The sequence below is a fragment of the Bacillus cereus group sp. MYBK79-1 genome (genome assembly GCF_051915365.1).
GTDB lineage: Bacteria > Bacillota > Bacilli > Bacillales > Bacillaceae_G > Bacillus_A.
Window position 1 is genome coordinate 545,481 of sequence record NZ_JBQAEO010000001.1, and the last position, 13,402, is coordinate 558,882.

Below are 13,402 nucleotides of genomic sequence, written 5' to 3' on the forward strand. Positions count from 1 at the left end.
AACCATTGCAAATCGGTAAGTTCAATTGAAATTTCCATCTTTGTTCCTCTCGTTTACGCAAATTCTTTTTTACCTAATCGCTGTTTTACAAAAACAACAAAAATAATTAAACCGATTAGTCCTGAAATTGCACTACCTGCAAATAAAATACGGTAACCAAACATTTGCGAAACAACTCCAAGTAAAATCGCACCAAGCCCAATCCCTAAATCAAATGCGGTAAAGAATGAGGCGTTGGCAACCCCTCTTTTACTCGGATCAACAATTGTAAGCATCGCAGCTTGCAGTGCAGGTTGTGCTGAACCGAATCCAACACCGTATAATGCAGCTGCGATAACCACACCCATTAAACTATTTGAAATCGTTAATACAACTATCGCTATAATAGTAATACATAGTGCCGGGAGTATAATAAATACTTCTCCATACTTATCTAATAGTTTTCCTGAAATTGGCCTTACAATCGTTAAAGCAACTGCATATACAAGAAAGAATGTCCCAGGATTCACATCAATTGACGATGCAAATAGCGGTAAAAACGTCGTAATTCCTCCATATGCAAATGATAAAAAGAACACAACAATCGTAATGGATAGAACGGACTTTTCAAACAGTTGTATTTTTCCTTTTTCTTTTTGTGGTGTGAATGGCATTTTCGTCATGAACGATAATAAGACTGCCATAAAGGATAAAAGGGTTGCTAACAAGAATAAGCCGTGAAATGAATAATGTTGTACAACCGATAATCCAATCATCGGGCCGATCGCCATTGCAATTGTCATAGCCATCCCGTACCATCCCATACCTTCACCACGGCGTGAATCTGGAATAATATCAGTTATCGCTGTTCCAACGGCTGTTGTAGAAACAGCCCATGTTACTCCATGAATAACACGCAAAACAGCTAAAAGGACAATAGTCGACGCTAAATTATAAGAATACATCGTTATCCCAAAAAAGATGAGTCCGAAAATTATAAAGGATCTTCTACCATATTGATCTAACATTCCTCCGATAATCGGTCGTATTACAACTGCAGCTATTGTAAACAGTCCCATCATGAGTCCTACTTGCGATTCATTACCACCTATCTCTTTAATAAAGAGAGGGAGCGTTGGTACAAGTAAATAAAATCCTGTAAATAAAAATAACATCGCGAAAGTCATTTGAATAAATGATTTCGTCCATAATCGTTCCATTAAAATTCCTCCATAAAGTGAAACTTTAATCAGTGGGGGTTTTCTTCATCCCCACTGATTATTAGTTGAACCAATCGGACTTTTATGGGCAGTTGATCCCCCACCTAAATTCTTTGCTTTCGCTGAATTTTGAGGTGGGGTTCTTACTGCCCATTAAAGTGGGATAAACACGTAAGTTATTGCAATTAACACCTCCATTTTACATTTTCTCGGCCCCTTTTCCCTCCGTAAATAGACGTATCTTTTTATAATAAATGGTCCACCATCAATCTAAATTGGTCTTACGACTTTATATTTGTGTTTTAGCCTAAAGTCCTATCTATATGTACCTTTATATGTGTGAATAGAATATACTATTTTATTATTGAAACTTAGGAGTGATCATTACTATGTGGGTATTACCAAGAATAACTGCAGCGGTTCCATCCGTTCCATCCATACACGTTCCAGTGGTCCATACGGCAAGTTCGGATGTTGGCATTGAACTCCCTGCAACTTGGCAACAATATCAAATTCCCGGTCAAGTTACTCCCTCATTTTGGCATCATGGCTCACATCCAAGTAGTACCACCTTTCATAGCCAAAGTTATCCTCCACTACCTCAGGCTCAAGTTTTTTATCATTTCCCTTCTATTTACTTCCAAAATTTCTACGGTACTTTTAACATTTAAAATACATCACCTATTAGCTACAACATTTAAACGAAAAAAGCACTTAAGATTGTAATTTTTTACAAACCTTAAGTGCTTTATAATATTTTTTATAAAATCTTCTTATTGCCCATTATTAACAGGGGCCTCTCCTGCATTTCCACCAGCATCTGGTTGTGTGGTCGCTGGTGGAGTTGTATTTCCTTGATCTCCTCCATTATTTGCTGGAGGTGTTGTTCCTTGGCCTCCTCCATTATTCGCTGGAGGTGTTGTATTTCCCTGGCCTCCTCCGTTATTTGCTGGAGGTGTTGTATTTCCTTGACCTCCTCCGTTATTTGCTGGAGGTGTTGTATTTCCTTGGCCTCCTCCGTTATTTGCTGGAGGTGTCGTTCCTTGGCCATTCCCATTATTTTGTTCATTTTGTTTCTTTTCTTCTTCTTGTTTCTTTTGCTCTTCTAGTTTCTTTTGTTCTTCTTGCTTCTTAAGTTCCTCTTGTTTCTTTTGTTCTTCTTGTTTTTTTAGTTCTTCTTGTTTCTTTAATTCTTCTTGCTTTTTCTCTTCTTCAGTCTTTTGCTGTTGACCTTGTTTCGGTTGTTCTGTTGTATCCTGTACGCTCGTATTTGGAGAAGAATCACGTTTTTCCCCTTTTATACGTAGCTCACTACCTTCTTGGACAACACTATTTGGTATTTTAAAGCGTGATTTGTCAGTTGCAAACTGACTCATCATTTCTTTAAAGATCAACTGTGCAATTTTCGTATTTTTACTACTAATATACTCGTCTTTACCATCTTTCATATATCCAGTCCATACCGCCATCGTATATTGCGGCGTATAACCTGCAAACCAGCTATCTCTGGTTGCACTTTCTGGAATGTTATATTTCGCTAGTTGTTTTGAATCATAGTTTGTTGTACCTGTTTTACCAGCTACATCTAAAGAACTTATATTTGCTGCTGTACCAGTACCTGATGTTACTACTGAACGGAGCATATCAGTAATCATATATGCTGTTGAGTCAGCTATAACTTGTTTTGGTTTTTGCTCAAAACTTTGTGACTTGCCGTCTGGATAAACTACTTTCTTAACAAAATGCGGTTTTGCATACTTTCCACCATTACCAAATGTCGCATAAGCACCCGCCATTTCAGTTGGTGATACTTCGTTTGTACCAATAGCTGTAGATTCCATCGGTGTTTTATTAAATGTAATACCTAATTTCTCAGAGAATTCCTTCGATTTATTAAGTCCTACTTCTTTTGCAGTTTTAACTGCTGGAACGTTACGCGACATTTTTAACGCTTCACGCATAGTAATTGGACCTAAATGACTTCTGTCCGCATTTCGAAGTTCTTGTCCAGTTGAATATTTAAATGGAGAATCATCAATTTGATGATACGTAGCCCATTTTAAGTATTCAATTGCAGGACCGTAATCAAAGATTGGCTTCATCGTTGAACCAGCTGCACGATCTAGTTCAATTGCCATATTATGCCCTTTAAATACTGCTTTATTTTCACCGCGCCCACTACCTATAGCACGAACCTCACCGGTTTTCGTATCCATAAATGTGAAAGCCCCTTGGAATTTATCATTTGGATAATTAATAATATTTTCATTTAAAATCTTATCCGCAAATTCCTGTGCTTTCGGGTCTAATGTTGTATAGATCTCTAAACCATCTGACCCAATATTAACATCTGGTATTTCCTTTTCTACTTCTTTCACTACTGCATCCATAAATGCAGTATGTGGCATTGCTTGAAGTTCCGTTGCTGTCTTAAGTCCATCTGTTACTTTAACTTTCGAAGCTTCTTCCATTTCTGCCTTCGTAATATAACCATGTCGATTCATTAATTTTAATACAACATCTCTTCTTTCTGTTGCTCTTTGAATATTGTCCGTTTTCGTTGGATCATAGTTATTCGGTGCTTTCGGTAAACCTGCAAGCATCGCAACTTCTGGTAATGTTAACTCTTTTAATTCTTTACCGTAGTAGTTTTGTGCTGCTGTTGCGATACCATATGAACGGTTTCCTAAATTAATTTTATTTAAATACATTTCTAAAATTTCATGTTTAGAATATTGTTGTTCTAGCTTATACGCTAAATATATTTCCTGAACTTTACGTTTTGATGTTTTTTCCATCGATAAGAAGTAGTTTTTAATAACCTGCTGCGTTATTGTACTTCCACCTTGAGAACCGTAATCTCCTTTAAGACTCACCAAAACTGCACGGGCAGTACCTTTAAAGTCTACTCCGCTATGCTCATAAAAACGTGCATCTTCTGTTGCTAAAAATGCATTTTCTACTAATTTAGGAATTTGATCATACGTAACATTCGTCCGTTTCTCTTTCCCATATTCATATACCAAATCGCCATTTTTATCATAAATTTTTGAGGATAACGGATTAACAAGTTTTGCTTTCTCAAGTTTAGGTGCGTCCTTAATCATTACGAAGAAGGTAGCAACCCCCGCCACTAAACCAACAATACCAAGTAATAAACAAGTAATTAAAAACTTACGAAAGAATGAAGTTTTCCCTTTTGGTTTTTGTGTTTTAGAAGCTGGCTGTTTTTTCTTTTTAACTTGTCGTCGCTCCTCTCGAGAACGATAATTTTCTGACATGTTACTTTCTCCTGCCTTTCAATTCTCCCGTTGATTTACTTAAAAATATTGAGGTCACTTTCTAAACTGAATTTAATTAAGAAAGTATATTGACCTGGAGCATTCAATATTTTCCTAATTCACAGATTATAAATTTTAGAATACTTCTTATACAAACTATTTCACTTCTATTTTTCCTAATAATGCTGCCCCTTTAAGCATAGGATGTAAAAAGTGAATTTTTCATACCTCGTATAAATAATATACCTTTTTTTCAAATGGTCAATATTTTCTTATTTATAAATCAAAGGTGAAATAAAAATAGCACAACGATATGTACTTCGTGTGAACTTCCTTATAATTACGTATAACGAACATTTAATATATTGCATATAAGTATAATACCTCTTTAATTATATGGATTTCAACACCACAACCCCAACATCTACAAGAAATATTAAAAAATGAAAAGTGAGGAGTTGCGTAATGATGGAGCTATCTCCCGTGATTTCAAAAAATATAGTTGCTGTTGGCTATAATCCTTTTTCTATGATTTTACGCATTCAATTAAAGAATGGAATGTATGATTTCTTTAACGTACCTGAAAACATTTACACCGGTTTATTAAGCGCACAATCTAAAACTAATTATCACAATACTTATATTAAAAATTCTTACCGCTATACTAAAATTTAAACTTAAACAGAATGAAAAAAAGAAAGGAGGTAGTCCCCCCTTTCTTTTTACAATCATTTCACGACTTAGCTATCTTCTATCCCTATTATTCATTTGATCATATGCTTGAATTTGTTTTTTTAATCTCCGGTCTGCTTTTTTATCATGTACAACTAATATCGCATGTATAACGCCTGGAACCCAAAAAATTAATGTTAATATGAAGTTAATGATTGCTTGAAATGGTTTTCCACAAATTAATACGGCTACAGGTGGTAGTAGAATTGCCAATAAATACATCATCTCTTAAAAACCCCTTGTTTTGTATTTTTTTATCTCTCTTCTTTTCATACGCTAACAAAACCAATTATTTTTATATTTCATACATTCCAATTAAGCATGAAAAACTTTTCTACTCTTATATATTCTATTCAAATGCCTAAAAACCTACTACTTCAATCTTACCACGTATGTAAAATTGAAATTCCCCTTCCTTTATCAAATGTGTATTTTCATATTTTTATTTTTTCTAAACTTTCTTCTTTTTCTATTATAGTTAATCCAATCGCAGAAATAGCAGTTCCTATCGCTTGTATCCAAACACCAATGAGTGCTATTATCTTCTCATTCTTTTTATCAATCATACTGTTTCCCTTTTCTTTTCCATTCTTCGATACATTAATAATACCTTGATACGCTTGAAGTCCAGCACCTAAACTTTGCAAAGAATTACCTAGTATTATAATTCTCTGTATTGCTTTCATCTGAAGCAAAGCTGCTTCTACTCCTAAAAAAGCACCGATCGATTGTAAACTGTTCCCGACAATTATGAGATAATCATTCTCTTTCAATTGTTCATTTATATTAAAATATGTTCCTATTACATTTGATATATTCCCTAATGCTAATAACTCAATGCCCATTTTATCGAGCATTTCACTTTTATTTTCCAAACACATATTTTGGTTTTCTCTTTCAGCTTCATCTTCGGTATCATTACTCGATATAATTTGTAATATATACCCGAGGGCTTGTAATGAGCTTCCTACAATTACAAGATCTGATTCAACTTTCTTTTCTCCAATAAACCCTCTTGTCGTCCCAATAGCCGCCGTAAGATTTCCTCCTACTTGAAACCATGCTCCCGTCACTTTTAAACCGCTTGGATTCATTCTTATCACCTATTTAGAAATTTTCTACTGCTTTCGAAATACATAAATGGCATCCTCTTTCTCATATTTATTTTCCACATGTAATTTTGTGCATTCTATAATGTGTTAAAAATACAAAAAAAGCACCTTTAAGGTACTTTTTTATACAAAGTGTGTATCACCGAAAATATGCTAATTCAATACATATTTACATACATTCTGGGCATGTCAATGAAGCTCCATTTTTATCTATTGTTATACTCAATATATATTGAATCGCATTATGTGACCACATTTCAGGTGTGGGTGATTCATTTACATACTGTGGTGCACATGAATACAGCATTGGGGTCCTGATACTTCCGCCCGGATCTAAAGCAACAACAGCCATACCATAAGGCAATTCAAGTGCCATAGATTTCGTGATACCTTCAATTGCAAACTTTGAGGCACAATATGGCGCCAGCTCAGCTTCCCCTTCTCGGCCCCAACTAGAACTCATATTAATAATCATTCCTTCTTTCCTAGCTACCATCGCTGGGACAAATGCCCGAATTACATTTACTACACCATTTACGTTTACATTCATTATCTTTTCGAATTCTTGAGCGGTTACTTTCCACAGTGGTGCATTTTCATTAACAATCGACGCATTATTTATTAACAAATCTGGTGCTCTATTTCTATGAAGTATATAATTTGCCCAACTACTTACTTGCTGAGAGTCTGAAACATCAATTATTTGAAAATCATGTATATTACCGTAATATTTTTTCAATTCTTCAATTTTTTCTTTTGAACGTCCACATCCATATATATTCCATCCCAATTCATGAAATCGATCAACCATTGCACGTCCTAATCCTTGCGTCACTCCTGTAATCATTACAATTTTTCCAATTTCGTTTCGCTTCATGTACCTCTCCTCCTTTACAACATTTTACACCCTTCCTATTCGTTCAGCCATTTACTAAAGTATCAACTCATTTCATACTTTAGAAGGAGTTTTTATGTAAACAAAAAGAGTAACCATAACAGTTACTCTTGCTTATATCTCAAAAAATCATTATTTATTTCGTTATTGTTCTTATATTTCAGTTTCTCTCTCCCGCATTTCTCACACCGATACATATAAGCTACACCTAGATTACCTACTTTTATTTAAATTCTCAATCTCATTTTGCAACTTTTTAAATTGCTCAAAATGCATAGTGATAGATTGACTGTTACCATAATCAACACTATGCTTCACAAATAAAACACCTGTGTCATGAAAAATTGCTTCCAGTTCTTTTCTAATGGATACTTTCATTATATGCGCTGTTTTAATAGCCGATAAAATTGCAATTTCATTAAACTTTAATTTTATTTCATTTGGACAAAATGCTTCTTCAACCAAAATAACTTCATTGCTATAAATAAGCGCAACAAGATTACTTGATTTTGCATCTGTTAAATCTACTTTTTTTATAACATTATTCATTACATTTTGCCTCCTTTGATTTCGTATATATTAATTATACAATTGTTATTTTTAATTACTCAACCTTACATTAATTTTAACATACTTTTATTGCGGTATTAAGCTACACTTCAAACATTTTACTATTCCACAATTTTTGTTACATGAACCATTTGGACTATAAGACCATATAGTATTGTTAACAAATGATTGTAAAGCGGGTGAAAACTATGCCCTCAGTTGTAGGGAATTTAGTTGTACAAAATAGTAACGGTTCATTTAACTTAGGTGATTTCTACAACGTTTCTCCGAAAGAAAATACGAAGGCTTATAATGGATCTGGTGCTTCAAACGTTGGTTTTGTTGTTAATACTTTTAATGGCGTGAGCGCGACTAATACGTTTGATTCTGACCTTGCAGATCAAAACCAAGTGGGTACAGCCTAGTCCTATTTTTTTCATCGTTCTGTTTAAGAATTTTAAATTTGTCTATACTATAATCAGGCTGTTACACAGCTATTGTTGATTTTTGGAGTACCCTATCTTTTTCTCCCTTTCCCTGGGGCTTAGCAGCTAGTATGGAGCTAGCTGCTTTTTCGTTTCATTATATATATCCCTCATCTAACATAACGTAAAGGAAGCTAAAATTTAAATTTCAGCTTCCTTTACGTTATTTCAATAATATCCGCAGTATTAAATACATATGTTTTATAAAAAGCGTCAGTACATATTACAATGCACTTTAGTGGGTTTATATGTACAACTGTCATATAGCTTGTTAGTATGTATCCATCTTCAAAATATGTCACTAATATTTCTTTCTCAGACAATAACGACGTTAATAATTTTTCTGAAATTTTCTCTTTCGCTTCGTTTGTTAAAAGCGTTTTTTGTACTTTAAACTTCTCTCCAATAACCTTTCGCATACTTAACAACTGTTCCGACATTACTGTAAATGGAACCCATTCTCTTTCTTCTTTTTGCACCTTTATATTATTCATTTCTTAATCTCCTTAATCATTTATCCATTTTATTTCATACATATTGTTCTTCGATTATTCTTTCATAATTTCTTGGCTCATATTTATGCCACATTAACAGACAGTAAAGCTCATACCTCAATATTCGCTACAGGCGAGAAAAGTAAATTGAAAATCAACTGTCCGTAAATAATGTTTCACATTCTTTCTAAATCTTATATTATACATACCACAAGAACATTCGTTCTAATTATACACGAACCTACGTTCTTTTGAGAAGAGATATATTTATATTTTTATAATTTAAATCATTTATTTTTTCTTCATCAAATGAGCTTTTCACTTCTTATTTAATAGGACGTTCACAAATCAACTAAAAAAGCGACTTCATACAAAGTGAAGTCGCTTTTTCTAATAACGTATATTTCTATATTTATTTTTCTATTCTGACAAGAGTTCTTTCCGGAATACAAATTTCATCTACATTGAAATGATTTATTTTTAATTTTAACTCTCCCGCTCGTTCTTTATCTTCATCACCAACCCAACAACTGAATAATTCAAAATAGTCCCCATCATTTAAATAGCTTTCCATAATCGAGCATAAAGCTAATAGCTTTTTTTTAGCTTCTTTCTTCTCCCTTGCACTTTGACACTCAACGAGCTCAATGCCCCAACTCGTTGAAACTTCATACGTGTAACTTGTTTGAAATTGAAACTCTTGTACAATTTCACGCATACTTTCATCTGAAAAGCACGATCCAAAAACAATTACATCATTAGAATCTGGATCTGTTAACGGAATTTCTACATTGCAACCTATATAACTTGCTAAACTCATTTTTACTCCTCCAATATTCTTATAAAAAACAATTTATATGAACATTTATCTACTCAAATATAAAATTCCTGCCTAAACTAAAAAGTTTTAATTTTCAAGTTTATTAACCATCCATAAACGAAAGCATATATTATAAAGAACGAACTCACAAAATTTCTATGAAAAGAGAGCAATTTAAATACTCTCTTTTCATACATACTGTATAAAACTACTCAAAAATAATTGGCCCTTATTATTCAATAAATTTTGGTTGTACTATTATATGTAACTCTCTCTCTGTTACTGCTTTTTTCGGATTACGAAAATACTCTAATTCGTATTTTAATACTTCATACTCAACCATCCCGATCTTAATCCCTTTCGTTTCATATAAAATCGCTAATAAGTTACTTATATCTTCATCATACGATTCAAAAATTTTCCCTCCGCCTTCTCTTTGGAAGATTACTTTCACATGTTCTCCTCCTACGTAATATATTTATCTATTCAATAATCCATGTAAAAATGTTCATTCTTCCTCTGAAAATTCCATACTAAAAAGAACATCCATTTTATTAGAATGCTCTACTTTCCCCTTCATATAACATCAATATTATTGTATGTTTCATTCTGCAAATTATGTTTATTAACACCAATAAAGTAAAACTTAATTCAATTCAAGTTTTGTTCATTTCCGGCTAATAATTAGCCCACGCAAATCATACTGCTTACAAATAGTGAAATACAATTAATAAATTAACTTTATATTTAATGAAATTAAATAAATAAAACATTATAATATCAATATTCTATGAAGTAATGATTAATCACCTTTATAAGAATTACATAAATTTCCATTGTAATTCTTAATATTTAAATGTAATATTGTATTGTCTTACTATCTATTTATAACTCACACACTAATTAGAAAAGGGAACCTATAAAGGTTCCCTTTTCTAATTACAGTCATTATTTCTTTTCTAGAAATTCAAATGTATTTTTAAATTCTTTATTATTCACCTTAATATCAGCATCTTTCAATAAATCATTGACTACTTGTTGTTTCCATTTACCTGTTGTATCTTGTAGTCTTTGCTGTTCTAAATCTTTACGAATTTGATCTTTTACTTCATCAAATGGCTTCAATTCTTTTTTATCTGTCACTTTAATAATATGATAACCGTAAGTTGTCTTTACCGGATCACTTACTTGTCCTGCATCTAATTTATATGCAGCTTCCTCAAATTCTTTCACCGTTTGCCCTGGAGCAAAACCAGTTATTTCTCCGCCTTGTTCTTTTGAACCAGTATCCTCTGAATATTGCTTCGCTAAAGCCGCAAAGTCTTCACCGTTACTTACTTTTTCTTTCACTTCTTTAGCAGTCTTTTCATCTTTCACTAAAATGTGACTTACCTTCATCTCTGGTTTATAGTTATCTTTTACATCTTTTTCTGTAACAGTCGCTTTAATTGCTTTCTCAAATGCGATTTCTGGCTTCATTTTTTCTTTTAATTCATCTTCATTTTTCAATCCAACTTGCTCTAAAGTCGATTTGAAGTTGTCACCCATTTTATCTTTTGCTTCTTCTACTTGTTTTTTTGCTTCCTCATCTGAAACTTTATATTTATCTAGCAACGCCTTACTTAACACCATTTGGTATAAAGTACTTTCCCCATATTTTTGTCTTAATTCCTTACTTAACTCTTTCTCTGTAACATTTCCTACTTTTGATGTTACTACGTTGTCTGAGGAACCACATGCCGATAATGCCAGTACTACACATGAAATAATTGTTCCTAAAAATAGCTTTTTCTTTTTCAATTCAAAATACCTCACTTTTATTATTATATAAGAATAACTATACAGTGTACATGTGTTAACAATGTGTTTTCCACATGTAATTCATTTCATTTGAAAAAACTATGTATCATGTTCTTTTTGTTCAAATATTACAGGGGATCGATATTTTTTTCAAAATATACAATTTACCAGTTATACTTCTACTAATTTGCTACATAATGATCACGCTATAAAGCTCCATATCATTATCAACTCAACTAAAATTTCATATTATATATTAATAAGACTTTATAATTGAAACAAAAAAATGCAGTATACAATACTGCATCTTAGGAGCTGATTTCATGAAAAAAAAACCGATTGTGGTCAAAGTTCCACCAAATTCCAAACTAAAAATTACATTCTTCGGCCCTTGTAACGAGGTAATTACAAATGTTTCTATAATTAATCAACTTTCCACACCTAAGTGTCAAACTATTACGCAATATCCAAACTACAAAAAATATGAAATTGAAGTGCGTTCATTATCCAATTGTTAATCCATTCTATCCACAATTTGGTTAGCTTAACGACTTCAGTAAAAGACTAAAATTACTCATTTCATGATAATCTATTGATTTTCACACATTTTAATTAACCGAGCATATATTATCGTATGGAGATTATCCACTCATAAAACCTATCTTTCTTTAGAGCTTACTGTTTATGTATGCTCTTTTTTTATTTATCCCTCATCCTGTGCATATCAACCTGTTTACTTTTATATTTCACGTGTGATAAATCCACCTGCTCTTTATAAACAATTTAATCAAGGTGTACCGAGCAATACTCCTCTGTTACATTAGTATATTTATTCAAACGTGATTCATCTAAAACATTTCCCTTCTAAATTGACCATAGATGAATTAAAATCTTTATATACTCAAGGAGGTCAAACATGTTCAAGTTGCATCCAATACTACTCATCTTAGGATTTATTTTATTTTTATATAGTGTAATTTCCTTACTGTTATTCCTTTCCATACAATAACAGTACCTACACAAACCTACGTTAAATATGTAATTTCTATATAGTAAAGAAAAAAGACGTAAAATAACTAGCAAATGTAATGGTAAAGAACTTTCACCATCATGTTACTAGTTTCGTTGTACTCTTTTTATTATCTATAGAAAATATAATACTCAAAATAAGATAGCTCTTTCACCCTTACTTCCTATCATCCGAAATGCTGCTGAAATAAACTAGATTTAACCTATTTACTTATATATTTTAGAAAAACAATAATAATCCCCTACCATTTGGTAAAGGGGATTCACTAAACCTACTGAAAATTATTTTATTCTCTTCTTTATTTAATTGGAGAAGGGAATCTTGCCGCTTCAAAATGTGAACCGTCTTCTAAAGGACTTAAAACTCCGTCTATGCTACTTTGCGCATAAACCTCAACTTGATCTCCTTCATTCAATTGAATGATTGTCGAAACACTTACTACATTTCCAAAACTGATTGGACCGAAAAAGTCATTATCTATAGCTATTGCTGCGTTTCCATTCACACGAATTTCTACACGAGCTCTATAATTTAAGCTAGGATCGTTTGGAAAAAAACCAATCGTTCCAATAATAGAGTAAACCCCTCTAGTCTTCGGAATAAAAATAGAAGTTGCGGGATTATACTCATTTGCCAAATCAAATTGTTCATTTTGGAACAATACCTTTACAAAATTATTAGCAGGAACCGTTTGATCAACCGTATTTCTAGCTCTAAATGCTGATGCCCTAACAAGCTTATCCTTGTTGTCATTACACTTACTCGTGTTCTTACAACAATCATGCTGTTCCTTTTTATACTCTTTACAATACTTACAGTAGTAATAGCAATACATACTAGTTCCCCCTTCATGCTTATTACTACATATTATGTAAAAGGAATTCGTGATGATTGGACGAGCTATTGTTTTAGCATTATACTAGTCGCCTATTTATATACACTTGAGAGGAAATCATATTAATAAAAACACAACCTAGATGTATAGTGCAATCCATTCAAATTTAA

Annotated in this window: 15 protein-coding genes; 4 read left to right on the forward strand and 11 right to left on the reverse strand. The window is 32.7% G+C overall.

Annotation, left to right across the window (positions count from 1 at the left end; translation table 11 throughout):
* Positions 1 to 53: 53 nt before the first annotated feature.
* Positions 54 to 1,199 carry an MFS transporter gene (locus tag ACTFOB_RS02790; RefSeq protein ID WP_440024391.1) on the reverse strand — a complete coding sequence of 382 codons (1,146 nt, stop codon included), beginning with the start codon at positions 1,197 to 1,199 and terminating at the stop codon, positions 54 to 56.
* A 449-nt stretch (positions 1,200 to 1,648) separates the two neighbouring features.
* On the opposite strand from ACTFOB_RS02790, the gene ACTFOB_RS02795 reads away from it, so the two are divergent.
* Entirely contained in the window at positions 1,649 to 1,870 is a 222-nt protein-coding gene (locus ACTFOB_RS02795; protein WP_440024788.1) for a hypothetical protein, read from the forward strand.
* Positions 1,871 to 1,972: 102 nt separating this feature from the next.
* On the opposite strand, the gene ACTFOB_RS02800 is transcribed toward ACTFOB_RS02795, so the two are convergent.
* Positions 1,973 to 4,480, reverse strand: coding sequence for a PBP1A family penicillin-binding protein (locus tag ACTFOB_RS02800; protein WP_440024392.1), 2,508 nt, complete (start codon positions 4,478 to 4,480; stop codon positions 1,973 to 1,975).
* A 465-nt stretch (positions 4,481 to 4,945) separates the two neighbouring features.
* Between ACTFOB_RS02800 and ACTFOB_RS02805 the strand changes: the two genes are divergently transcribed.
* The gene (locus tag ACTFOB_RS02805) at positions 4,946 to 5,155 is read left to right on the forward strand and encodes a KTSC domain-containing protein (RefSeq protein WP_151630294.1); all 210 of its coding nucleotides are present in this window, start codon (positions 4,946 to 4,948) and stop codon (positions 5,153 to 5,155) included.
* A gap of 69 nt (positions 5,156 to 5,224) precedes the next feature.
* Here ACTFOB_RS02805 and ACTFOB_RS02810 read toward each other — a convergent pair whose 3' ends face one another.
* From ACTFOB_RS02810 to ACTFOB_RS02825, 4 genes are all read right to left on the reverse strand, one after another.
* Complete coding sequence (locus ACTFOB_RS02810; protein WP_440024393.1) at positions 5,225 to 5,437, reverse strand: YqaE/Pmp3 family membrane protein; 213 nt, start codon at positions 5,435 to 5,437, stop codon at positions 5,225 to 5,227.
* A 209-nt stretch (positions 5,438 to 5,646) separates the two neighbouring features.
* A complete protein-coding gene (locus ACTFOB_RS02815; RefSeq protein WP_440024394.1) occupies positions 5,647 to 6,306 on the reverse strand; it encodes a DUF6944 family repetitive protein in 660 nt (219 codons plus the stop codon).
* A gap of 187 nt (positions 6,307 to 6,493) precedes the next feature.
* Positions 6,494 to 7,201 carry an SDR family oxidoreductase gene (locus ACTFOB_RS02820; protein ID WP_440024395.1) on the reverse strand — a complete coding sequence of 236 codons (708 nt, stop codon included), beginning with the start codon at positions 7,199 to 7,201 and terminating at the stop codon, positions 6,494 to 6,496.
* A gap of 231 nt (positions 7,202 to 7,432) precedes the next feature.
* Positions 7,433 to 7,768, reverse strand: a complete 336-nt coding sequence (locus ACTFOB_RS02825; protein WP_073518359.1) for a hypothetical protein — start codon at positions 7,766 to 7,768, stop codon at positions 7,433 to 7,435.
* 209 nt (positions 7,769 to 7,977) lie between these two features.
* Between ACTFOB_RS02825 and gerPF the strand changes: the two genes are divergently transcribed.
* A complete protein-coding gene (gene gerPF / locus ACTFOB_RS02830) occupies positions 7,978 to 8,193 on the forward strand; it encodes a spore germination protein GerPF (protein WP_001141565.1) in 216 nt (71 codons plus the stop codon).
* Positions 8,194 to 8,411: 218 nt separating this feature from the next.
* Here gerPF and ACTFOB_RS02835 read toward each other — a convergent pair whose 3' ends face one another.
* From ACTFOB_RS02835 to ACTFOB_RS02850, 4 genes are all read right to left on the reverse strand, one after another.
* Positions 8,412 to 8,747, reverse strand: a complete 336-nt coding sequence (locus ACTFOB_RS02835) for a YolD-like family protein (RefSeq protein WP_440024396.1) — start codon at positions 8,745 to 8,747, stop codon at positions 8,412 to 8,414.
* Positions 8,748 to 9,159: 412 nt separating this feature from the next.
* Positions 9,160 to 9,567, reverse strand: coding sequence for a hypothetical protein (locus ACTFOB_RS02840; RefSeq protein WP_440024397.1), 408 nt, complete (start codon positions 9,565 to 9,567; stop codon positions 9,160 to 9,162).
* A gap of 232 nt (positions 9,568 to 9,799) precedes the next feature.
* On the reverse strand, positions 9,800 to 10,021 hold the full coding sequence (locus tag ACTFOB_RS02845) for a hypothetical protein (RefSeq protein WP_151630289.1): 222 nt from the start codon (positions 10,019 to 10,021) through the stop codon (positions 9,800 to 9,802).
* A gap of 494 nt (positions 10,022 to 10,515) precedes the next feature.
* Positions 10,516 to 11,367, reverse strand: coding sequence for a peptidylprolyl isomerase PrsA (locus ACTFOB_RS02850; protein WP_440024399.1), 852 nt, complete (start codon positions 11,365 to 11,367; stop codon positions 10,516 to 10,518).
* A 323-nt stretch (positions 11,368 to 11,690) separates the two neighbouring features.
* On the opposite strand from ACTFOB_RS02850, the gene ACTFOB_RS02855 reads away from it, so the two are divergent.
* Positions 11,691 to 11,885: a hypothetical protein gene (locus ACTFOB_RS02855; RefSeq protein ID WP_440024400.1), complete on the forward strand. Its 195-nt coding sequence runs from the start codon at positions 11,691 to 11,693 to the stop codon at positions 11,883 to 11,885.
* Positions 11,886 to 12,695: 810 nt separating this feature from the next.
* On the opposite strand, the gene ACTFOB_RS02860 is transcribed toward ACTFOB_RS02855, so the two are convergent.
* Positions 12,696 to 13,232, reverse strand: a complete 537-nt coding sequence (locus ACTFOB_RS02860) for a C1q-like domain-containing protein (RefSeq protein WP_440024401.1) — start codon at positions 13,230 to 13,232, stop codon at positions 12,696 to 12,698.
* Between the last annotated feature and the right edge of the window lie 170 nt (positions 13,233 to 13,402).

Excerpts from the sequence above, each read along its gene's own strand:
- ACTFOB_RS02805 (WP_151630294.1), top strand. The coding sequence starts at position 4,946 with ATGATGGAGCTATCTCCCGTGATTTCAAAAAATATAGTTGCTGTTGGC.
- ACTFOB_RS02825 (WP_073518359.1), bottom strand. The coding sequence starts at position 7,768 with ATGAATAATGTTATAAAAAAAGTAGATTTAACAGATGCAAAATCAAGT.
- gerPF (WP_001141565.1), top strand. The coding sequence starts at position 7,978 with ATGCCCTCAGTTGTAGGGAATTTAGTTGTACAAAATAGTAACGGTTCA.
- ACTFOB_RS02815 (WP_440024394.1), bottom strand. The coding sequence starts at position 6,306 with ATGAATCCAAGCGGTTTAAAAGTGACGGGAGCATGGTTTCAAGTAGGA.
- ACTFOB_RS02855 (WP_440024400.1), top strand. The coding sequence starts at position 11,691 with ATGAAAAAAAAACCGATTGTGGTCAAAGTTCCACCAAATTCCAAACTA.
- ACTFOB_RS02860 (WP_440024401.1), bottom strand. The coding sequence starts at position 13,232 with ATGTATTGCTATTACTACTGTAAGTATTGTAAAGAGTATAAAAAGGAA.
- ACTFOB_RS02810 (WP_440024393.1), bottom strand. The coding sequence starts at position 5,437 with ATGATGTATTTATTGGCAATTCTACTACCACCTGTAGCCGTATTAATT.
- ACTFOB_RS02820 (WP_440024395.1), bottom strand. The coding sequence starts at position 7,201 with ATGAAGCGAAACGAAATTGGAAAAATTGTAATGATTACAGGAGTGACG.
- ACTFOB_RS02835 (WP_440024396.1), bottom strand. The coding sequence starts at position 8,747 with ATGAATAATATAAAGGTGCAAAAAGAAGAAAGAGAATGGGTTCCATTT.
- ACTFOB_RS02840 (WP_440024397.1), bottom strand. The coding sequence starts at position 9,567 with ATGAGTTTAGCAAGTTATATAGGTTGCAATGTAGAAATTCCGTTAACA.
- ACTFOB_RS02800 (WP_440024392.1), bottom strand. The coding sequence starts at position 4,480 with ATGTCAGAAAATTATCGTTCTCGAGAGGAGCGACGACAAGTTAAAAAG.
- ACTFOB_RS02790 (WP_440024391.1), bottom strand. The coding sequence starts at position 1,199 with ATGGAACGATTATGGACGAAATCATTTATTCAAATGACTTTCGCGATG.